The following is a 19,386-nucleotide window of genomic DNA, read 5'->3' as shown; positions in this document are numbered from 1 at the left end:
TGATTAAATTCATGGCGTTTCATGGCTAACGGCACTCACAGCGGCAACCTCGGCGACGGTCCTCAGATTCGCGGCAGCATTCCTGCCATCATCACCCCGATGCTCGAAGACGGCAGCCTCGACCTGCCGGCGTTCCGCAAACTGATCGACTGGCATATCGAAGAGGGCACGAACGCACTCGTCGTGGTCGGCACGAGCGGCGAATCGGCTACGCTGTCGGTGGAAGAACATGTGCTGATGGTCAAGACCGCCGTCGAACACACGGCGGGCCGGATTCCGGTGATCGCCGGTTCGGGCGGCAACTCCACCACCGAGGCGATCGAGCTGACCCAGCAGGCCAAGGCCGTGGGCGCGGATGCGACCCTGCAAGTGGTGCCGTACTACAACAAGCCGACCCAGGAAGGCATCTACCGCCATTTCGCCAAGATCGCGGAAACGGTCGACCTGCCGGTGATCCTGTATAACGTCCCTGGCCGTACGGTCGCGGATATGTCCAACGAAACGATCCTGCGTTGCGCGCAGGTGCCGGGCATCGTGGGCGTGAAGGAAGCGACGGGCAATATTGATCGCGCGGCGCACCTGATCAAATCGGCACCGGCGCACTTCGGCATTTACAGCGGCGACGATCCGACTGCAATCGCCTTGATGCTGCTGGGTGGCCACGGCAATATTTCGGTGACCGCGAACGTTGCGCCGCGCGATATGAGCGAGTTGTGCAAGGCCGCGTTGGCGGCCGACGCGAAAACCGCGCGTGAGATTCACCTGAAACTCCTGTCGCTGCATAAAAACCTCTTCATCGAATCGAACCCGATTCCCGCGAAGTGGGCATTGCAGCAACTGGGGCGCGTGCAAGGCGGTATTCGCCTGCCGCTCACCCCGCTCGATGCGCGCTACCACGAAGTGGTGCGTGCGGCGCTGCGCGAAGCGGGTCTGCTTGGCTGAGTGGTTTCGGCACTGAGCAGCCCGTCACCGGCATTTCCTTAACCGACGTCGATATCGCCCGCGTTCCCGGCATTGAACCAGGCACCGCGTTCCAGCTTCACGAAGGACCTCATGAAACGTTCCGCACTTCCCCTCCACGCAACCCGCATGGCGGCGCTGGCGCTTGCCCTGGTGACGCTCGCCGGCTGTGACACGCTGAACGACTGGTTTGCCTCCGATCGCGTCAATTACAAGGCCACGAGCATTGCGCCGCCACTGAACGTCCCTAGCGACCTGCAGACCACGCAGACCCAGGAGAAATACGTGGCGCCGCCGGCCAACCTGGCCCTTGGCGGCGCGCCGACGCGCGCGGTGACGGCTGCCGGCAACGCGACCGAAGGCGTGCCGAATGCGCAAGATCCGCTCGGCATGCACATCGAACGCGACGGCGATCATCGCTGGCTGGTGGTCGACGGCCGCACGCCCGAACAGTTGTGGCCGCAGTTGCAGGAATTCTGGCAGGAAAACGGCTTTGCCCTGAAGACCGATGCGCCGGCCACCGGCATCATGACGACCGACTGGGCCGAGAACCGCGCCAATATTCCGGACGACTGGTTCCGCCGCACCATCGGCAAGGTAGTCGATTTCGCCTATTCGTCGGGCACCCGCGACAGTTTCCGCACCTTGGTCTCGCGCGGCCCGAACGAGGCCACCGACATTTCCATCACGCATAGCGCGATGGAAGAAATGCTGACCGGTCAGGACAAGACCTCGTCGCGCTGGGTGGAGCGTCCGCGCGATCCGGCGCTGGAAGCCCTGTTCCTTGACAAGCTGATGCAGAAGTTCGGCCTGACCGACGCGCAGTCGAAGCAACTGATCACCGACGCCCGTCCGGCAACGGCACCGGTCACGGTCGATGTGGCCGGCGGCGCCGCCACGCTCGACCTGCAGGAGTCGTTCGACCGCGCCTGGCTGCGTGTGGGCCTCGCGCTCGACCGCACCAACTTCGCCGTCGACAACCGCGATCGCGAGAAGGGCATCTACTACGTGCGTTACGCGGATTCGATGCAGGAGCTGAAGAAGGAAGGCCTGTTGGGCAAGCTGTTCTACAGCGGCAACTCGAAGAAGCCGGCGCAGGAGTTCCTCGTGAACGTGCGTCCGAAGGGTGACACGCTGACCCAGGTGGCGGTGGTCGACGCCAACGGACAGGTGGATACCTCGTCGGATGCGCAGCACATCGTTTCGCTGTTGCACGCGCAACTGAACTAAGGCGGACCGTGAGGTTCGCCAGCCTGGGAAGCGGCAGTGAAGGCAATGCTTTGCTCGTTGAAGTGCAAAGCGGCGCGACCGCCACGCGCGTATTGCTCGACTGCGGCTTCTCGGCGAAGGAAGTCGAGCGCCGTCTGGCGCGTCTCGGCTCGGGCGTCGAGGCTCTCGACGCCATTCTCATCACCCACGAACACAGCGACCACATCGGCAGCGCCTTGACGCTGGCGCGCAAGTGGTCGATTCCTCTGTACATGAGTTGGGGCACCGCGCGCGCGGTGGGCGCCGACGAGGCCGATGTCGACCTGCATGTGCTTTGGGGTGACGAGGCGGTCGCCATTGGCGACGTCAGCGTGTTGCCCTACACCGTTCCTCACGATGCACGCGAGCCCTTGCAGTATGTGCTGTCGGATGGTGCAGGGCGCCTCGGCGTGCTGACCGACGTCGGCACCTCCACGCCGCACATCAGCGCCGTGCTGAGCGGCTGCGACGCGCTGGTGCTCGAATGCAATCACGACGTGCGGATGCTGGCGGCGAGCCGTTACCCGCAATCGCTGAAGGCGCGTATCGGCGGCAATCATGGTCACCTGAACAACGAAGCGGCCGCGGAAATCCTCGCCTCGCTCGATCGCTCGCGCTTGCGTCATCTGGTTGCGGCGCATCTGAGCCAGCAGAACAATTCGCCGGAACTCGCGCGGGCGGCGATGGCCGGCGTGCTGGGGACAGCGGCCACCGAGGTTGTGGTGGCTTCGCAGGATGAGGGCTTCGACTGGCTGAGCCTCTGAGGAAGCTGCCGTCTTCTGACCGGAGCGCGCGGCGTCCGCCGCGAGAGCAAAAGAAAACGCCCACGACAACAAAGCTGTCATGGGCGTTTTTTAATGCTTGCGGTGAAGCGATTACCGCTTGTTACCGCCAATACCGCTTCGGATCTGCGGGCCGTTGTACACGCGGGCCCGCGCCGTCAGCGGGCAATCTTAGTTGCGGTTGCCGCCGAAGATGCCGAGGATCGCCAGCAGGTTCACGAACACGTTATACAGGTCGAGATAGATGGCCAGCGTGGCGGTGATGTAGTTCGTCTCGCCGCCGTTCACGACGCGCTGCACGTCGAACAGCATGTAGGCCGAGAAGATCACGATGGCCAGCACCGACACCGTCAGCATCAGCGCGGGCAGATGCAGGAAGATGTTGGCGACCGAGGCGAGGATCAGCACGATCACGCCCATGAACAGCCACTTGCCGAGGCCCGAGAAGTCACGCTTGCTGACCGTCGCGATGGTCGCCATCGCGGCGAAGATCACACCCGTGCCACCGAACGCCATCATGATCAGCGACGGACCGTTCGAAAAGCCGAGGATGAAGCTCAGCATGCGCGAGAGCATCAGGCCCATGAAGAACGTGAAGCCGAGCAGCACGAACACGCCGACCGCGCTGTCTTTGGTGCGCTGGATGGCGAACATGAAGCCGAAGGCGATGGCGAAGAACGCCAGCATGCTCATGGCCGGGCTGGTGGCCGCGAACAGCGAGAAGCCCGTCGCGACGCCTACCCAGGCGCCCAGCACCGTCGGCACCATGGACAGCGCCAGCAGCCAGTAGACGTTGCGTAGCACGCGGTTGCGGGTTTCGGCCGTGCTGACCGCACCGTTGCGGCCGAAGCTATAGGGATGGTCGTTCATGGTTTCTCCTTGCGTCAGGCGCAGTCACTCGCCGTGGTTTATGCAGCGCCGGCCAGCAAGTTCGCCGCCAGTCGCTTGATCTGTACCGTACAACCCTAAGATTAGAGCTAGCTTAAGGAGTTTCAATCCCTGGCGGCGCCCTGTTACAGACAAATACAGACCCATCGTTGGAGTCTTTCAATGCCGTAAGGGTTCAATCGCAATCATACATGGGAACATGCTACAATAGCGGATTCATTTGAATCTGTAACCTCTTAATTTTCTGGAGTTTTTATGGCGATCGAACGCACCCTGTCGATTATCAAGCCGGACGCAGTGGCCAAGAACGTGATCGGTCAGATCTACAGCCGTTTCGAAAACGCTGGCCTGAAGATCATCGCAGCTCGCATGGTCCATCTGTCGCGCGCTGACGCAGAGAAGTTCTACGCTGTGCACGCCGCACGTCCGTTCTTCAAGGACCTCGTCGACTTCATGATTTCCGGTCCGGTGATCGTGCAAGCGCTCGAAGGCGAAAACGCTATCCTGAAGCATCGCGACCTGATGGGCGCAACGGATCCGAAGAAGGCCGAAAAGGGCACGATCCGCGCTGACTTCGCAGACAGCATCGACGCGAACGCCGTGCACGGTTCGGACGCGCCGGAAACCGCCAAGGTCGAGATCGCGTTCTTCTTCCCGGAAGTCAACGTTTACTCGCGCTAATCGCTCGGCGAAGTAGTAAGGTAAAGCAGCAGGAACGGGCGCGAACGGCACAAGCGTTCATGCAGCTTGTTGCATGAACGAAAGTCTCGCACTGAAATGGCAGGATTCGATATGACGAGCAGTCCAACCGTCAACCTTCTCGATCTCGACGCCCAGGGGCTCGTCGCCTATTGCGACAGCCTGGGCGAGAAGCCGTTTCGCGCCAAGCAATTGCAGCGCTGGATTCACCAGTACAACGCTGCAGACTTCGACGGCATGACCGATCTGGCGAAGTCGTTGCGCGAAAAGTTGAAGGGTCGTGCAACCATGACGATGCCCGGCATCGTCAGCGATCACATCTCTACCGACGGCACACGCAAGTGGCTGATCGACGTCGGCAACAGCAACGCGGTTGAAACCGTCTTTATCCCGGAAGAAACGCGGGGCACGCTGTGCGTGTCGTCGCAGGCGGGGTGCGCGGTCAACTGCCGGTTCTGTTCCACCGGCAAACAAGGTTTCTCACGCAATCTCACCACCGGCGAAATCATCGGCCAGCTGCGCATGGCCGAATTTGCGCTGCGCGCCTCGCTTGGCGTGGCGGGCGGCCGGGCAGTGGGAGGCGAAGGCAAGGGCGAGCGGGTCGTCACGAACGTCGTGATGATGGGCATGGGCGAGCCGCTCCTGAATTACGACGCAGTCGTGCCGGCCATGCGCCTGATGCTCGACGACAACGCGTACGGCCTGTCGCGCCGGCGCGTCACGCTCTCCACCTCGGGCGTAGTGCCGATGATGGACCGGCTCGGCGCGGATCTGCCGGTGGCGCTCGCGGTGTCGCTGCATGCGCCGACGGATCCGTTGCGCGACATGCTGGTGCCGCTCAACAAGAAGTATCCGCTGCGCGAATTGATGGCGGCGTGCCAGCGCTATCTGAAAGTCGCGCCGCGCGATTTCATTACGTTTGAATACTGCATGCTCGACGGCGTCAACGACAGCGAGGCGCAGGCGCGCGAACTGCTCGCCGTGACGCGCGACGTGCCGTGCAAATTCAACCTGATTCCGTTCAATCCGTTCCCGGAATCGGGGCTGATCCGCTCGAAGAACGAGCAGATCAAGCGGTTTGCGCAGGTGTTGATGGACGCGGGCGTCGTCACTACCGTGCGCAAGACGCGCGGCGACGACATCGACGCGGCTTGCGGTCAGCTCGCCGGGGCGGTCAAGGACCGCACCCGTCTGGCTGAGCGCACGGGTAAGGCGGCCAAGGTCATCGAGGTCCGCGCAGTGTGAGCACGGTGGCGGGGAGTGTGGGTCGCGAAGTGGCGAAGCGCAAAAAAACCTGCCGTGCAGCACGGTATTGAAAAGAAAGTTTGCAGAAGCGATCGGAAGCGGCACACGAGGCCGCACATTTTGTTATAAACGGTCTGCGTAACCGACTCGAGGCATGTCGCCTCAGTGGTTCGCACGTGAAAAAGAATCGACGCGAAAGGATTTGGGATGAGTGAGCCGCAGCACCCGCACCCGCAGGACACAGGGACCCACGCAGGCCATCCGGCGCCGGCAGCCGCACGGGCTGTGGTGCAGCCTGCTGTGCAGGCGGGGTTGGACTCGCTGATGGCGGTGGGGGCGCGACTGACGCAACTCCGCGAATCGAAAAACTGGTCGATCGACGACGTGTCGGCCCGGCTGAAGGTGTCGTCGGCCAAGCTGCGTGCGCTCGAGGCGGGCGACATCAGCCAGTTGCCGGACACGACCTTTGCGCTCGGCGTGGTGCGCAGCTATGCCAAGATGCTCGGCGCCGATCCGGCGCCGTTTACCCAGGCCATGCGTCGCGAAAAAGGCGTGCCGGAACCGGATCTGTCGATGCCGGCTTCGTCGGGCAAGGACCTGCCGCGCGGACGTGTGTCGTTGTCGCTGGGCGGCAGCGGTGGTCAGAAGCATCGGTCGTGGCTGTGGGGGATCGCTGCGGTGATCGTCGCGGTGATCGCGTTGGGCATGTGGCATACCAACGGCGGCGATTCGTCGGCGTGGCTGGCGCGTTTGCGGGCAAGCGCCAATGGCGCTGCGGGCAACGCGAGCGGCGCGTCGGGCGCGGTGGCGCAGGGACAGACGGGCGGCTCCGAAGCCGTGGCGGATGAAGCGGCACCTGCCGCATCGGCGCCGGATGAAGGGCAGGCGGCGACGGATAACGCCGCATCGGCTGCACAACTGCCGGCTCCGTTGCCGACGGCCGATGTGGCGAGTTCGGCAGCGCCGGTCGTGGCTGCGCCGAAGGCAGCGTCTCAGGCAACTGCGCAAGCAAATGCGCAAACAACGGCGCAGACAGCCGCGATGAAGGCTGCCAGTGCGCCGATCGTGGCGACGACGGCCAACGGTGCGTCGGCCGCAACCGAGGCTGCGGCGGGCGAGTCGATCGTGGCGGTGCGCGTCACGCAGGATAGCTGGTTCAGCGTGCGCCAGAGCGACGGCAAGGAAGTGTTCTCCGGCCTCGTGCATGCAGGCGACAGCAAGGAAGTGTCCGGCGTCGGTCCTTTCAAGGTCACGGTGGGCAACAAGGCTGGACTCGAATCGATGACGCTCGACGGCCAACCGGTCGACCCGGCGAAGTATTCGTCCGCCAAGGGCAATGTGGCGCGTTTGACGCTGCCTTGATACGGTATGCGTCGCGGCCCCAGGCGGGGCGCGGCGCTTTTTCAATTCGTGCGGCATGCGCGTAGCGCGGCGCATGCGGCGTAAATGGGTTTTTCGATGCACTCCGAAGCTCAATCCCAATCCAGCATTCAGTCTGCCAGTCAGATTTGTTCGAACGAGCCGGTTTTCGGCGGCCAGGCCCCGCGTCGTGTTTCGCACGCCGTGGACGTCCGTTGGGGAGGCAACCTGGTGACGATCGGCGGCGACGCGCCGGTGCGCGTGCAGTCGATGACCAACACCGATACCGCGGATGCGATCGGTACGGCCATCCAGGTCAAGGAACTCGCCCAGGCGGGTTCGGAACTGGTGCGTATCACCGTCAACACGCCGGAGGCCGCGGCGGCCGTGCCGGCGGTGCGCGACCAGCTCGACCGCATGGGCGTGTCGGTGCCGCTCGTGGGCGATTTTCACTACAACGGCCACCTGCTGCTGCGCGACTACCCCGCGTGCGCGGAAGCGCTGTCGAAGTACCGGATCAACCCGGGCAACGTCGGCCATGGCGCCAAGCGCGATACGCAGTTCGCCCAGATGATCGAAGCCGCGATCCAGTACGACAAGCCGGTGCGTATCGGCGTCAACTGGGGCAGTCTCGACCAGGATCTGCTCGCGAAGATGATGGACGAAAACGCCGCACGTTCCACGCCGTGGGAAGCGCAGAGCGTGATGTACGAAGCGCTGATCCAGTCGGCGATCGGCTCGGCCGAACGGGCGGTGGAACTGGGCCTCGGCCGCGACAAGATCATCCTGTCGTGCAAGGTGAGCGGCGTGCAGGACCTGATCGCCGTGTACCGCGAACTCGCGCGCCGCTGCGAATTCGCGCTGCACCTCGGGCTGACCGAGGCGGGCATGGGTTCGAAGGGCATCGTGGCGTCGACGGCGGCGCTCTCGGTGTTGCTGCAACAGGGCATCGGCGACACGATTCGCATCTCGCTCACGCCGGAGCCGGGTGGCCCGCGTACCGGCGAAGTGATCGTCGGTCAGGAAATCCTGCAGACCATGGGTCTGCGTTCGTTCACCCCGATGGTGATCGCCTGTCCGGGTTGCGGCCGCACCACCAGCACGCTGTTCCAGGAACTCGCATCGCAGATCCAGACCTATCTGCGCACGCAGATGCCGGTGTGGCGCGACCAGTATCCCGGCGTCGAGAAAATGCACGTCGCCGTGATGGGCTGCATCGTCAACGGTCCGGGCGAATCGAAGCAGGCCAACATCGGCATCAGCCTGCCGGGTTCCGGCGAGAATCCGGCCGCGCCGGTGTTCATCGACGGCGAGAAGGTCAAGACGCTGCGCGGTGAGCATATCGCCGAAGAATTCCAGCAAATCGTGAGCGACTACGTCGAGCGCACTTATGGCCGCGCGAGCGCGCTCAACTGAGAAGTATCAAGCGAACACAGATGACTGAACAGAAGAAAAAGCTCGAGAAATTGTCCGGTGTGAAGGGCATGAACGACATCCTCCCGCAGGAAGCAGGGCTGTGGGAGTTTTTCGAAGCGACCGTCAAGTCGATGCTCCGTTCTTACGGATACCAGAACATTCGCACGCCGATCGTCGAGCATACGCAACTGTTCACGCGCGGTATCGGCGAAGTAACGGACATCGTCGAGAAGGAGATGTACAGCTTTACCGACGCGCTGAACGGCGAAAACCTGACCATGCGTCCGGAGAACACCGCTGCCGTGGTGCGCGCTTCGATTGAACACAACATGCTGTACGACGGTCCAAAGCGCCTGTGGTACATCGGTCCGATGTTCCGTCACGAGCGCCCGCAGCGCGGCCGTTATCGCCAGTTCCATCAGGTAGGTGTCGAGGCGCTGGGTTTTGCCGGGCCGGACGCCGACGCTGAAATCATCATGATGTGTCAGCGTTTGTGGGACGACCTCGGCTTGACCGGAATTCGCCTCGAGATCAATTCGCTGGGTCTCGTGGAAGAACGCGCGGCGCACCGGGTCGAACTGATCGCGTATCTGGAAAAGCACATGGACGTGCTCGACGAAGACGCGAAGCGCCGTCTCTACACGAACCCGCTGCGCGTGCTGGATACGAAGAACCCGGCACTGCAGGAGATCGCGCAGAACGCGCCGAAGCTGATCGATTTCCTGGGCGAGGCATCGCGTGCGCATTTCGAGGGATTGCAGCGTCTGTTGAAGGCGAACAACCTGCCGTTCAAGATCAATCCGCGTCTCGTGCGCGGTCTCGATTATTACAATCAGACTGTGTTCGAATGGGTGACGGACAAGCTTGGCGCGCAAGGCACGGTGGCGGCCGGCGGCCGTTACGACCCGCTGATCGAGCAACTGGGCGGCAAGCCGACGGCGGCGTGCGGCTGGGCGATGGGTGTCGAGCGCATCCTCGAACTGCTGAAGGAAGAGAACCTCGTGCCGGAAGAGGAAGGTTGCGACGTCTACCTGGTTCACCAGGGCGACGCGGCGCGCGAGCAGGCCTTCATCATTGGCGAGCGTCTGCGCGATACCGGTCTTGACGTGATCCTGCATTGCAGCGCCGACGGCCAGACGGCGAGCTTCAAGTCGCAGATGAAGCGGGCCGATGCAAGCGGCGCGGCCTTTGCGGTGATCCTCGGCGAAGACGAGATCGCCAACGGTACGGTCGGCGTGAAGCCGCTGCGCGACACCAGCCAGAACGGTGGTAAGAACGAGCAACAGAACGTGCCGGCCGAAGACTTGACCGAATTTCTAATCAATGCGATGGTTGCATCCGCCGAAGACGGCGACGACTGATTGCACGGGCGTCGACCATGCGGTTCGACCCATACAAGGTAATAAAAGAGAAGGAATCGCCTGGCGATGAGTTACCACGACGAACAAGAATCAATTGAAGGTCTGAAGGCCTGGTGGGCCCAGTGGGGCAATTCCACGACGTGGATCGTGCTGGTGGCGCTGCTCGCGTCCGCGGGCTGGAACGGCTGGAATTACTGGCAGCGGCACCAGGCGGCAGAAGCCGCCGTGCTGTTCGACCAGGTGCAGCAGTCGGTGAACGGCAACGACAAGGCCATGGTGGCCCGCGTCGCCGGCGACATGGAAGACAAGTTCGGCGGCACCGCGTATGCGCAGATGACGGCGTTGCTTGCAGCGAAGGCGCTCTACGCGGCCGGCGACGAAGCCGGTGCGAAGACCCAGTTGCAATGGGCGATCGATCACGCCAAGGACGACGAATTCAAGCAGATCGCGAAGGTGCGTCTTGCCTCGCTGCTGCTCGACGACAAGGCTTACGACCAGGGTCTCGCGCTGCTGGCCGAGCCGCAATCCGATGCTTTCAAGGGCGTAGTGGCAAACGGCCGCGGCGATCTGCTCGCAGCCGAAGGCAAGCGTGCCGATGCACGTGCGGCCTATCAGCTCGCGCTCGATTCGCTGTCGAAGACCGATACATCCACGCGCCAGTTGATCCAGTTCAAGCTGGACGCGCTGGGCGGTTGAGCGTCGCACGACGCCCGACCCGTCCCATTTGATTAATCTCCCTAAATGCAACGTCAACCGATGAATCTGCTGAAACGCTACGCTGTGCCCGTTGCCTGTGCGATGACCGTCCTGGTGCTGACGGCTTGCTCATCCACGAAGGACGAGCGCCGCGTGCCGACGCCGCTCACCGAGTTCAAACCCGTGCTGAACGTGCAGCAGGCCTGGAAGTCCAGCGTCGGTAAGGCAGGGCGTTACCTGTTCTCGCCGGTGGCGGTGGGCAATGTGGTGTACGCCGCGGGCGCGAACGGCTCGGTCGCGAAGATCGACGCGCAGACCGGCAAGGACATCTGGCGCATCAAGGTCGGCAGCGACCTGTCCGCCGGCGTCGGTAGCGACGGCACGCTGACCGCGGTCGGCGGCCTCAAGGGCGAGGTCTACGTACTCGGTGAGGACGGCAAGGTGCTGTGGAAGAACACGGCGCCTGGCGAAATCATTTCGCCGCCGCTGGTGGGTAACGGCTACGTGATCGTGCGCACGGTCGACGGTCAGATTACCGCCTTCAACGCGCAAACCGGCGAGCAGAAGTGGGTGTACCGCAATCGCGCGGTGCCGCTGAATCTGCGCGTGTCGTCGGGCATGACGTTCGCGGGCGCGGCGGCGGTGCTGGCCGGCTTCCCGGGCGGCAGCTTCGCGGCGATCAACGTGCAGACCGGCGACAGCTTCTGGGAAACCCCTGTGTCGTATCCGAAGGGCGTGACCGAAGTCGAGCGGATCAATGACGTGACCGGCCCGCCGACGCTGGTCGGCGCCGAGACCTGCGCGGTGACCTTCCAGGGGCAGCTTGGCTGCTTCGATGCGAACTCGGGCCGTCCGCTGTGGGAGAAGGCGTTCTCGAGCACGACGGGTCTGGCTCAGGATGAAAACACGGTGGTGGGCGGCGACGACTGGTCGGTGGTGAACGCGTTCGACGCGACCAACGGCAACGCGCTGTGGACCAACGACAAGCTGAAGAATCGCGAAGTCAGCGTGCCGTTCCTGCTGGGTCACGCTGCTGTGTTGGGCGATTACCAGGGCTTTGTGCATTTCCTGTCGCGTGACGACGGCACGTTCGTCGCGCGGATGCCGACCGACGGCAGCGCGATTACCGCGGCGCCGGTACTGGCGGGTGAAACGCTGGTGGTGCAGACGCACGACGGCGATCTGTACGGCTTCCGTCCGCGCTAAGCGCGGCGCAGAGGCTTACGCTGCAGGACGCGCAGGCCGGCTTAGCCGGCCGCGCGCGTTTTTGCCGCAGCGCTCCGCAGGGGGTGTTGCAGTGCCCGAGCGGCCCGATCCACCGGGTGCCGGGCCATCGTCAAGTAGAAGAAACACAACATGGATTGCCGGCCTGGCTGGTCCGGCAGTTGAACCCACGACGGTCCGCGTCACCGTCTGCCTGGTTCGTTGCGGCGGCACACGCTTGCCGCAGAGGCGGGAGCGAAGCGCGTCCGCAACCTGCAACCCGGCGGCGCATCGTTGCGCCACCCATACAGCCAACCCAACGTCCGCCTGGATGAGCATAGATGCCGCACATCCGGGGCCGGCCGAATTCGTGATAATTTGCGTCAAACGCAGCCGCGACGCGGCCGCATGGCGTCGTGCGCGGGGTGGTCGATTTCGACCTCGCGTTTCACCGTGAACAACATCTGATGAAACCCGTAATTGCCCTTGTGGGGCGCCCCAATGTGGGGAAATCCACGCTATTCAACCGCCTCACGCGCTCGCGTGATGCGCTCGTTGCCGACCTGCCGGGCCTGACGCGCGATCGTCACTACGGCGAGGGCCGGGCCGGCGAACGTCCTTACCTCGTCGTGGACACCGGCGGTTTCGAGCCGGTCGCCAAAGACGGCATCCTCCACGAGATGGCGCGCCAGACCCGCCAGGCGGTCGAGGAGTCGGACATTGTCGTGTTCATCGTCGACGGCCGTAACGGTCTCGCACCGCAAGACAAGTCGATCGCCGATTATCTGCGCAAGACCGGCCGGCCGATTTTCCTCGTCGTCAACAAGGCCGAGGGGATGAAGTACAGCGCGGTCGCCGCGGACTTCTACGAACTCGGTCTCGGCGACCCGCGCGCCATTTCGGCGGCGCACGGCGACGGCGTGACGGACATGATCAACGAGGCGCTGGAAGTCGCGTATGCCGGTCAGCCGGAAGAGAGCGACGAAGAGAAGGCCGCGCACGGCATCAAGATCGCCATCGTGGGGCGTCCGAACGTCGGCAAGTCGACGCTGATCAACGCGCTGGTCGGCGAGGAGCGCGTGATCGCGTTCGATATGCCGGGCACCACGCGCGACTCGATCTATGTCGACTTCGAGCGCCAGGGCAAGCCCTACACGCTGATCGACACGGCCGGCCTGCGCCGTCGCGGCAAAGTGTTCGAGGCGATCGAGAAGTTCTCGGTCGTGAAAACGCTGCAGTCCATCTCGGATGCGAACGTCGTGATCCTGCTGCTCGATGCCCGTCAGGACATTTCCGATCAGGACGCCCACATCGCCGGTTTCGTGGTCGAACAGGGCCGCGCGCTAGTGGTTGGCGTAAACAAATGGGACGGGCTCGACTCGCATGTGCGCGAGCGCACCAAGGCGGATATCGAGCGCAAACTAAAATTTCTCGACTTCGCCAAATCTCACTTTATTTCGGCGGCCGAAAAGACGGGGATTGGCCCACTGATGCGCTCGGTGGACGAGGCGTATGCGGCTGCGATGTCCAAGCTGCCGACGCCGAAGCTCACGCGCGCACTGATCGAGGCGGTCGAATTCCAGCAGCCGCGCCGCCGCGGTCCGGTGCGTCCGAAACTGCGTTACGCCCACCAGGGGGGGCAGAACCCACCGATCATTGTGATCCACGGCAACGCGCTCGACGCGATCACGGAAACGTACAAACGCTACCTCGAAAACCGCTTTAGGGAAACTTTCGGCCTGACCGGGACTCCATTGCGCATAGAGTTCAGATCGTCGACGAACCCTTACGCGGACAAAGGCTGAAACCCGCGTGTGTGTTGGGTTTGGCCGGATGGCCGGCCCGCTCGCGCAAAAACGAAAATCGGCTATAGTGTAGCGGTTGACGGCGGATTTCTTTTTCTTCGTCGTCAATTTAGTCAACCTGCAAAAAAATACGGAGTTTGCTATGAGCAACAAAGGGCAATTGTTACAAGACCCGTTTTTGAACGCACTGCGTAAAGAGCATGTGCCGGTGTCGATCTACCTGGTCAACGGCATCAAGCTTCAAGGGAACATCGAATCGTTCGACCAGTACGTCGTGTTGCTCCGGAATACGGTTACCCAGATGGTCTACAAGCACGCCATTTCGACTGTGGTGCCTGCCCGTCCGGTGAATTTCCACCCGGATTCCGAACAGTCCTAACCTCTCGTCGCGGCCGGCGTAGCGTCGCCCGTTGGCGATCTCTCCCGGCCGCTTCACTTTGATACCCTCCAATTTGACCAACGCAGCGCTTGTCGGCATCGACTTCGGTAAGATCGATTTCGAAGCCAGTCTCGAAGAACTCAGCCTGCTCGCGCAAAGCGCGGGCGCTAATCCCATCGTTACCCTCACCGGACGCCGCTCCAGTCCCGATGCCAAGATGTTCGTCGGCAGCGGCAAGGCCGAAGAACTGCGTCTTGCGTGCGAGGCCAACGACATTGAACTCGTCATCTTCAATCACGCTCTCGCGCCTGCCCAGCAGCGCAATCTGGAGCAAGCGCTTAACAGGCGCGTGATCGACCGTACGAGTCTGATTCTCGATATCTTTGCGCAACGCGCCCGCAGCCATGAAGGCAAGCTGCAGGTCGAGCTCGCGCAACTGCAGTACCTGTCCACGCGGCTGATCCGCGCATGGACCCACCTGGAACGGCAAAAAGGCGGTATCGGCCTGCGCGGTCCGGGTGAAACCCAGCTTGAAACCGACCGCCGGCTGATCGGCGAGCGCATCAAGGCGCTCAAGGCGCGGCTCGAAAAACTGCGGCGCCAGCATGGTACGCAGCGGCGTGCGCGCGAGCGCAACCGCACCATGTCGGTGTCGCTGGTCGGCTATACGAACGCGGGCAAGTCGACGCTCTTCAATGCGCTGACCAAAGCCCAGGCGTATGCCGCCGACCAGCTCTTCGCGACGCTCGACACGACCTCGCGGCGCGTCTACCTCGGCGACGAGGTGGGGCAGGTGGTGGTGTCCGACACGGTCGGCTTTATCCGCGAGTTGCCTCACCAACTGGTGGCCGCGTTCCGCGCCACGCTCGAAGAAACCATTCACGCCGACCTGCTGCTGCACGTCGTGGATGCGTCGAGCGCCGTGCGCCTCGACCAGATCGATCAGGTCAACGAGGTGTTGCACGGCATCGGGGCCGACACGATCCGTCAGGTGCTGGTGTTCAACAAGATCGACGCCGTGCCTGAGCTGGCGGCCCGTGGCGACGCGGTCGAGCGGGATGAGTATGGTAATATTTCGCGCGTCTTTTTGAGCGCGCGCACCGGGCAAGGGCTGGATACGCTGCGCGCTGCCATCGCCGAAATCGCGGCTGCCGATCCTCTTGACGACGCGCCGGAAGAAGATCTCCGGTTGGCCGAATCACGCGACGACCGCAAGGTCCCAGAACTCGGGCATTGAACTGACCCGTTCCAAATTGCACTGACCCGCTGTCTACTCTGGTGAACGAACACAGGTGAACGATTACAACGAGCGGAGTATCTGGCTGCGCCTGCGCGCCATTCTTTCGATGAACGATCCGCGCTGGGGCCGGGGTGACGGCAATGGCGCCAGACAACGGCCGAACGAACCCAAGCGTCCCCAGAACGGCAAGGACGGCGACGGACCACCCGATCTCGACGAGATGTGGCGTGACTTCAATCGCCGCCTGAGCAGCGTGTTCGGCCGCAAGGGCACGGGGGGCGGCGCAGGCCGCCCGGACAACGGGCGCGGTGCGCGCATCGGCGTGGGCATCGTGATCGGCGTGCTGATCGCCATCTATCTCGGCAGCGGTGTGTTCGTCGTGCAGGACGGCCAGGCCGGCGTCGTCACGCAGTTCGGCAAGTATCGCTATACCGCGACGCAGGGTGTGCATTGGCGTCTGCCGTATCCGTTCGAAGCGCACGAGCTGGTCAATATCGGCGACGTTCGCCAGGTGGAAGTCGGGCGTAACAATGTCGTGCGTCTGGCGAACGTCAAGGATTCCTCGCTGCTCACACACGACGCGGATATCGTCGACGTGCGCTTTGCCGTGCAGTACCAGGTGCGCAGCGCCACGGACTATCTGTTCCGCAGCGTCGACCCCGACCAGAGCGTGATGCTGGCCGCGCAGGCGGCGGTGCGCAATATCGTCGGCGCGCGCAGCACCGACGACATCCTCTATCAGGATCGCGAAGCAATCCGTCAGCAACTGTCCGATGCGATCCAGCATTCCCTGGACGAATCGCAGACCGGTCTCGTCGTCACGGGTGTGACGATGCAGGGCGTGCAGGCCCCCGAGCAGGTGCAAACCGCCTTCGACGATGCCGCGAAAGCGCATCAGGATCGCGAACGCGCCAAGGCCGACGCCCAGGCGTATGCCAACGACCTGTTGCCGCACGCCCAGGCCGACGCGGCGCGCCTCGTCGACGAGGCCAGGACCTATAGCGACCAGGTGGTGGCGCAGGCGCAAGGCGATGCCGAGCGCTTCAAGCAGGTCTACGAGCAGTACTCCAAAGCGCCGGCGGTGATCCGCGAGCGCTTGTACCTGGACACTATGCAGCATATCTATTCGAATACGACGAAGGTGTTTGTCGACAGCAAGGCCGGTAATAACGTGATGTACCTGCCGCTCGACAAGCTGGTCGAGGCGACCCGCCAGCATGCCGCTGATGCCGCCGCGGCGAGCGCGGCTTCGGGCGGCGCGGTGGTGTCGGCGCCTGCTAGTGTCGTGCCGCCGGCGGCGAGCGGTGCCGCGGCATCGGCTGCGGCGTCCGCCGCCACGGCCGCCAGCCCGGCGAGCGACGCCGACGCTGCCAGCGACCCGCTGCGTTCGCGCGATGCGTTCCGCAGCCGCGGCCGCGAAGACGACATTCAATGAGGAGCGCGAACATGAATCGAATCATTGCGCTCGTCGTGGTTGTGGTGCTGCTGCTGTTTGCGGCGTCGTCGACCGTGTTCGTGGTGGACCAACGTCATATGGCGGTCCTGTCCGGTCGCGGCGATGCCGCCCCCGAGCTGCTCGGCCCCGGCCTGCATGCCAAGCTGCCGCCGCCGCTGCAAAATCTGCTGCTGGTCGACAGCCGCATCCAGACACTGGATACGCCGGATGAAGACCGCTACGTGACGTCCGACAAAACCGACCTGCTGGTCGACCCGGTCATCAAGTTTCGCGTGACCGATCCGCTCAAGCTGTACGCGCAGACCAAGGGCGACGACCAGAGCCTGCCGGACCGGCTCGCCTTGCTGTCGCGCAGTGCGCTGGGCGATGCGTTTGCCAAGGTCACGCTGGCCGATGCGTTGGGCAAGCAGCAGGCGCTCGCGGATGAGGCGCGTGACGCGATGTCGGCCGCGGCGGCTTCGCTCGGTGTCGAGGTGATCGACATCCAGCTGGCCCGGGTCGATTTCCCGGCCGCGATGGCCGACTCCGTCTACAAGCGCATGAGCGCGGCGCGTGAACAGGCGGCCAGTGTCGAGCGCGCCAAGGGCGTGGCCGAAGCCGACCAGATCAAGGCGGACGCGGCCACCCAGCAACAGGCGCTGCTGGCGGACGCGTACATGCAGGCGCAGACGATCAAGGGCGAGGGCGACGGCAAGGCTGCCTCCATCGCCGCCGACGCGTACGGTCGCGACCCGCAGTTCTACCAGTTCTACCAGAGCATGCTGGCTTACCGGAACACCTTCAAGCCGAACGACGTGATTGTGGTCGATTCGAGCAGCGAGTTTTTCCGCTTCATGCGTAGCCCGAACGGTGACGCGTCACCGGACGCCGTCGCGGCACCGCGCAAACACTGATTACCGGAGCGCCGCGGCATATGTATCGCGGCACCCTCACTCGCATGGATATAGCCGGTTCGTTGTTGCTCGCGATCGCACTGATGCTGATCATCGAGGGGATGTTCCCCTTCGTTTTTCCGAGCGCCTGGAGCGATACGTTTCGTAAAATAGCGGAACGGCCGCCTCATCAGATCCGCATTGGCGGGCTGATCGTGATGGCGCTCGGGCTGCTGCTGCTGTTTATCGCGACCTAAGGGCGCGAGCGGGCCCAGGCGCGATTGCCGCGCTGGGGCACAGCGTAGGGCGTCTCGCCTGGCGTCGTCGCCTGCGAGAGGCATGGGCATACACGCCGCGACGCGGCGCGATTCACCCGGTCCCATCCGGCTCACAAGGCCGCAGCGGACCCAGCCGGGGCCAAAGCGGCCCGGCGCGTGCCCACGCTGTCCATCACTCTCATTTACCGGCGCGCCCAGGCGCCGTGTTCACCATCGTAGGACTGTATCGATGTCGACCTGGTTACTTCCCGAGAATATTGCCGACGTGCTGCCGTCGGAAGCCCGCAAGATCGAAGAGTTGCGGCGCCATCTGCTGGACCGCTTTCGCGTCTACGGCTACGAGATGGTCATGCCGCCGCTGCTCGAATACCTCGAGTCGCTGCTGACGGGCGGGGGCCACGACCTGAATCTGCGCACCTTCAAGCTGGTCGATCAGCTGTCGGGCCGTACGCTCGGCCTGCGCGCCGACATCACCCCGCAGGTGGCGCGCATCGACGCGCACTTGCTCAACCGGCAGGGCGTGACGCGCCTGTGCTACGCCGGCAACGTGCTGCATACGCGTCCGCGCGGCCTGCATGCGACCCGCGAGCAGATCCAGATCGGCGCCGAAATCTACGGCCACGCCGGGCTCGAAGCGGACCTCGAGATCCAGCAGTTGATGCTCGACGCGCTGCGTCTGGCCGGTCTCGCCAAGGTGCGTCTGGACCTGTGCCATGCAGGCGTGCTGGCGGCCCTGATCGACGCCGAACCCGCTGCGGCGGCGCTCGGCGAATCGCTGTATGAAGCGCTTGCTGGCAAGGACGTGCCGCGCCTCGCCGAACTGACCGCGAATCTCACGCCGGCGACCCGCGACGCGCTGCGCGCCTTGCCGTCGCTGTACGGCGACGCCTCGGTCCTCGCGGAGGCCCGTGCCCGTTTGCCGGACACGCCGGAAATTGCCCGCGCGCTCGACGACCTGACCTTCCTCGCGAACCAGGTGGACGGCGCGGAAGTGATGATCGACCTGGCCGATTTGCGCGGCTATGCGTACCACAGCGGCGTGATGTTCTCGGCCTATGTGGACGGCGTGCCGAACGCGGTGGCGCGCGGCGGCCGTTACGACCACGTGGGCCAGGCCTACGGGCGGGCACGCGCCGCCACGGGCTTCTCGCTGGATCTGCGCGAAGTGGCGCGCATTTCCCCTGTGGAAGCGCGCAGCAGCGCGATTCTCGCACCGTGGCAGCACGATGACGCCCTGCGTGCCAGCGTGGCCGCGTTGCGCGATGCGGGCGAAGTGGTGATCCAGGCGTTGCCCGGTCACGACCACGCGCTCGACGAATTTGCTTGCGACCGCGTGCTGGTCGAGCGCAACGGCGCGTGGGTTGTCGAACCCCTTTCCTGAGCGTTGCAGTCACGTTGCAACGAGCGTTGCAAAGACCGGCGCGGTGCTGAGCCGCGCTATTCCGATATACCCAAGATAACGTCCATACCGTTGAGCGGAAACGGAAAAATTCGGAAGG

Annotated in this window: 18 protein-coding genes; 17 read left to right on the top strand and 1 reads right to left on the bottom strand. The window is 63.8% G+C overall.

Annotated features, from left to right (window positions below):
• Nucleotides 1-21 precede the first annotated feature (21 nt).
• From dapA to BUS12_RS23645, 3 genes are all read left to right on the top strand, one after another.
• Nucleotides 22-942, top strand: a complete 921-nt coding sequence (gene dapA, locus BUS12_RS23655; RefSeq protein ID WP_074299819.1) for a 4-hydroxy-tetrahydrodipicolinate synthase — start codon at nt 22-24, stop codon at nt 940-942.
• 111 nt (nt 943-1,053) lie between these two features.
• The gene (gene bamC, locus BUS12_RS23650) at nt 1,054-2,190 is read left to right on the top strand and encodes an outer membrane protein assembly factor BamC (protein WP_074299817.1); all 1,137 of its coding nucleotides are present in this window, start codon (nt 1,054-1,056) and stop codon (nt 2,188-2,190) included.
• 8 nt (nt 2,191-2,198) lie between these two features.
• Nucleotides 2,199-2,972: an MBL fold metallo-hydrolase gene (locus BUS12_RS23645; RefSeq protein ID WP_074299815.1), complete on the top strand. Its 774-nt coding sequence runs from the start codon at nt 2,199-2,201 to the stop codon at nt 2,970-2,972.
• Between the two features lie 189 nt (nt 2,973-3,161).
• On the opposite strand, the gene BUS12_RS23640 is transcribed toward BUS12_RS23645, so the two are convergent.
• The gene (locus BUS12_RS23640; protein WP_074299813.1) at nt 3,162-3,860 is read right to left on the bottom strand and encodes a Bax inhibitor-1/YccA family protein; all 699 of its coding nucleotides are present in this window, start codon (nt 3,858-3,860) and stop codon (nt 3,162-3,164) included.
• 273 nt (nt 3,861-4,133) lie between these two features.
• On the opposite strand from BUS12_RS23640, the gene ndk reads away from it, so the two are divergent.
• The 14 genes from ndk to BUS12_RS23570 all read left to right on the top strand — a co-directional run bounded on the left by ndk (nt 4,134) and on the right by BUS12_RS23570 (nt 19,268).
• Entirely contained in the window at nt 4,134-4,559 is a 426-nt protein-coding gene (gene ndk, locus BUS12_RS23635) for a nucleoside-diphosphate kinase (protein WP_074299811.1), read from the top strand.
• A 111-nt stretch (nt 4,560-4,670) separates the two neighbouring features.
• Nucleotides 4,671-5,822, top strand: a complete 1,152-nt coding sequence (gene rlmN / locus BUS12_RS23630) for a dual-specificity RNA methyltransferase RlmN (protein WP_074301668.1) — start codon at nt 4,671-4,673, stop codon at nt 5,820-5,822.
• 207 nt (nt 5,823-6,029) lie between these two features.
• A complete protein-coding gene (locus tag BUS12_RS23625; protein ID WP_074299809.1) occupies nt 6,030-7,184 on the top strand; it encodes a helix-turn-helix domain-containing protein in 1,155 nt (384 codons plus the stop codon).
• A gap of 84 nt (nt 7,185-7,268) precedes the next feature.
• Nucleotides 7,269-8,597, top strand: a complete 1,329-nt coding sequence (ispG, locus tag BUS12_RS23620; protein WP_074299807.1) for a flavodoxin-dependent (E)-4-hydroxy-3-methylbut-2-enyl-diphosphate synthase — start codon at nt 7,269-7,271, stop codon at nt 8,595-8,597.
• A gap of 20 nt (nt 8,598-8,617) precedes the next feature.
• Nucleotides 8,618-9,958, top strand: coding sequence for a histidine--tRNA ligase (gene hisS / locus BUS12_RS23615; RefSeq protein WP_074299805.1), 1,341 nt, complete (start codon nt 8,618-8,620; stop codon nt 9,956-9,958).
• A gap of 66 nt (nt 9,959-10,024) precedes the next feature.
• Nucleotides 10,025-10,654 (top strand): tetratricopeptide repeat protein, encoded by a 630-nt coding sequence (locus BUS12_RS23610; RefSeq protein WP_074299804.1) that lies wholly within the window; start codon nt 10,025-10,027, stop codon nt 10,652-10,654.
• Between the two features lie 60 nt (nt 10,655-10,714).
• Nucleotides 10,715-11,860, top strand: coding sequence for an outer membrane protein assembly factor BamB (bamB, locus tag BUS12_RS23605; protein WP_074299802.1), 1,146 nt, complete (start codon nt 10,715-10,717; stop codon nt 11,858-11,860).
• Nucleotides 11,861-12,324: 464 nt separating this feature from the next.
• Nucleotides 12,325-13,662 carry a ribosome biogenesis GTPase Der gene (gene der, locus BUS12_RS23600; RefSeq protein ID WP_074301667.1) on the top strand — a complete coding sequence of 446 codons (1,338 nt, stop codon included), beginning with the start codon at nt 12,325-12,327 and terminating at the stop codon, nt 13,660-13,662.
• Nucleotides 13,663-13,804: 142 nt separating this feature from the next.
• On the top strand, nt 13,805-14,041 hold the full coding sequence (gene hfq, locus BUS12_RS23595) for an RNA chaperone Hfq (protein WP_006051315.1): 237 nt from the start codon (nt 13,805-13,807) through the stop codon (nt 14,039-14,041).
• Between the two features lie 31 nt (nt 14,042-14,072).
• A complete protein-coding gene (hflX, locus tag BUS12_RS23590) occupies nt 14,073-15,278 on the top strand; it encodes a GTPase HflX (protein WP_083640584.1) in 1,206 nt (401 codons plus the stop codon).
• 55 nt (nt 15,279-15,333) lie between these two features.
• Nucleotides 15,334-16,716: an FtsH protease activity modulator HflK gene (gene hflK / locus BUS12_RS23585; protein WP_074299798.1), complete on the top strand. Its 1,383-nt coding sequence runs from the start codon at nt 15,334-15,336 to the stop codon at nt 16,714-16,716.
• 11 nt (nt 16,717-16,727) lie between these two features.
• Complete coding sequence (hflC, locus tag BUS12_RS23580; protein ID WP_074299797.1) at nt 16,728-17,630, top strand: protease modulator HflC; 903 nt, start codon at nt 16,728-16,730, stop codon at nt 17,628-17,630.
• Between the two features lie 44 nt (nt 17,631-17,674).
• The gene (locus BUS12_RS23575) at nt 17,675-17,866 is read left to right on the top strand and encodes a DUF2065 domain-containing protein (RefSeq protein ID WP_074301666.1); all 192 of its coding nucleotides are present in this window, start codon (nt 17,675-17,677) and stop codon (nt 17,864-17,866) included.
• 250 nt (nt 17,867-18,116) lie between these two features.
• Complete coding sequence (locus BUS12_RS23570; protein ID WP_074299795.1) at nt 18,117-19,268, top strand: ATP phosphoribosyltransferase regulatory subunit; 1,152 nt, start codon at nt 18,117-18,119, stop codon at nt 19,266-19,268.
• The last annotated feature ends 118 nt before the right edge of the window (nt 19,269-19,386 follow it).

Source organism: Paraburkholderia phenazinium, assembly GCF_900142845.1.
GTDB classification, from domain to species: domain Bacteria; phylum Pseudomonadota; class Gammaproteobacteria; order Burkholderiales; family Burkholderiaceae; genus Paraburkholderia; species Paraburkholderia phenazinium_A.
This window is presented reverse-complemented; position numbering and strand designations above follow the sequence as displayed.

Excerpts from the sequence above, each read along its gene's own strand:
- BUS12_RS23625 (WP_074299809.1), top strand. The coding sequence starts at position 6,030 with ATGAGTGAGCCGCAGCACCCGCACCCGCAGGACACAGGGACCCACGCA.
- bamC (WP_074299817.1), top strand. The coding sequence starts at position 1,054 with ATGAAACGTTCCGCACTTCCCCTCCACGCAACCCGCATGGCGGCGCTG.
- rlmN (WP_074301668.1), top strand. The coding sequence starts at position 4,671 with ATGACGAGCAGTCCAACCGTCAACCTTCTCGATCTCGACGCCCAGGGG.
- der (WP_074301667.1), top strand. The coding sequence starts at position 12,325 with ATGAAACCCGTAATTGCCCTTGTGGGGCGCCCCAATGTGGGGAAATCC.
- hisS (WP_074299805.1), top strand. The coding sequence starts at position 8,618 with ATGACTGAACAGAAGAAAAAGCTCGAGAAATTGTCCGGTGTGAAGGGC.
- hfq (WP_006051315.1), top strand. The coding sequence starts at position 13,805 with ATGAGCAACAAAGGGCAATTGTTACAAGACCCGTTTTTGAACGCACTG.
- bamB (WP_074299802.1), top strand. The coding sequence starts at position 10,715 with ATGAATCTGCTGAAACGCTACGCTGTGCCCGTTGCCTGTGCGATGACC.
- BUS12_RS23610 (WP_074299804.1), top strand. The coding sequence starts at position 10,025 with ATGAGTTACCACGACGAACAAGAATCAATTGAAGGTCTGAAGGCCTGG.
- hflC (WP_074299797.1), top strand. The coding sequence starts at position 16,728 with ATGAATCGAATCATTGCGCTCGTCGTGGTTGTGGTGCTGCTGCTGTTT.
- ispG (WP_074299807.1), top strand. The coding sequence starts at position 7,269 with ATGGGTTTTTCGATGCACTCCGAAGCTCAATCCCAATCCAGCATTCAG.
- BUS12_RS23570 (WP_074299795.1), top strand. The coding sequence starts at position 18,117 with ATGTCGACCTGGTTACTTCCCGAGAATATTGCCGACGTGCTGCCGTCG.
- ndk (WP_074299811.1), top strand. The coding sequence starts at position 4,134 with ATGGCGATCGAACGCACCCTGTCGATTATCAAGCCGGACGCAGTGGCC.
- BUS12_RS23575 (WP_074301666.1), top strand. The coding sequence starts at position 17,675 with ATGGATATAGCCGGTTCGTTGTTGCTCGCGATCGCACTGATGCTGATC.
- BUS12_RS23640 (WP_074299813.1), bottom strand. The coding sequence starts at position 3,860 with ATGAACGACCATCCCTATAGCTTCGGCCGCAACGGTGCGGTCAGCACG.
- dapA (WP_074299819.1), top strand. The coding sequence starts at position 22 with ATGGCTAACGGCACTCACAGCGGCAACCTCGGCGACGGTCCTCAGATT.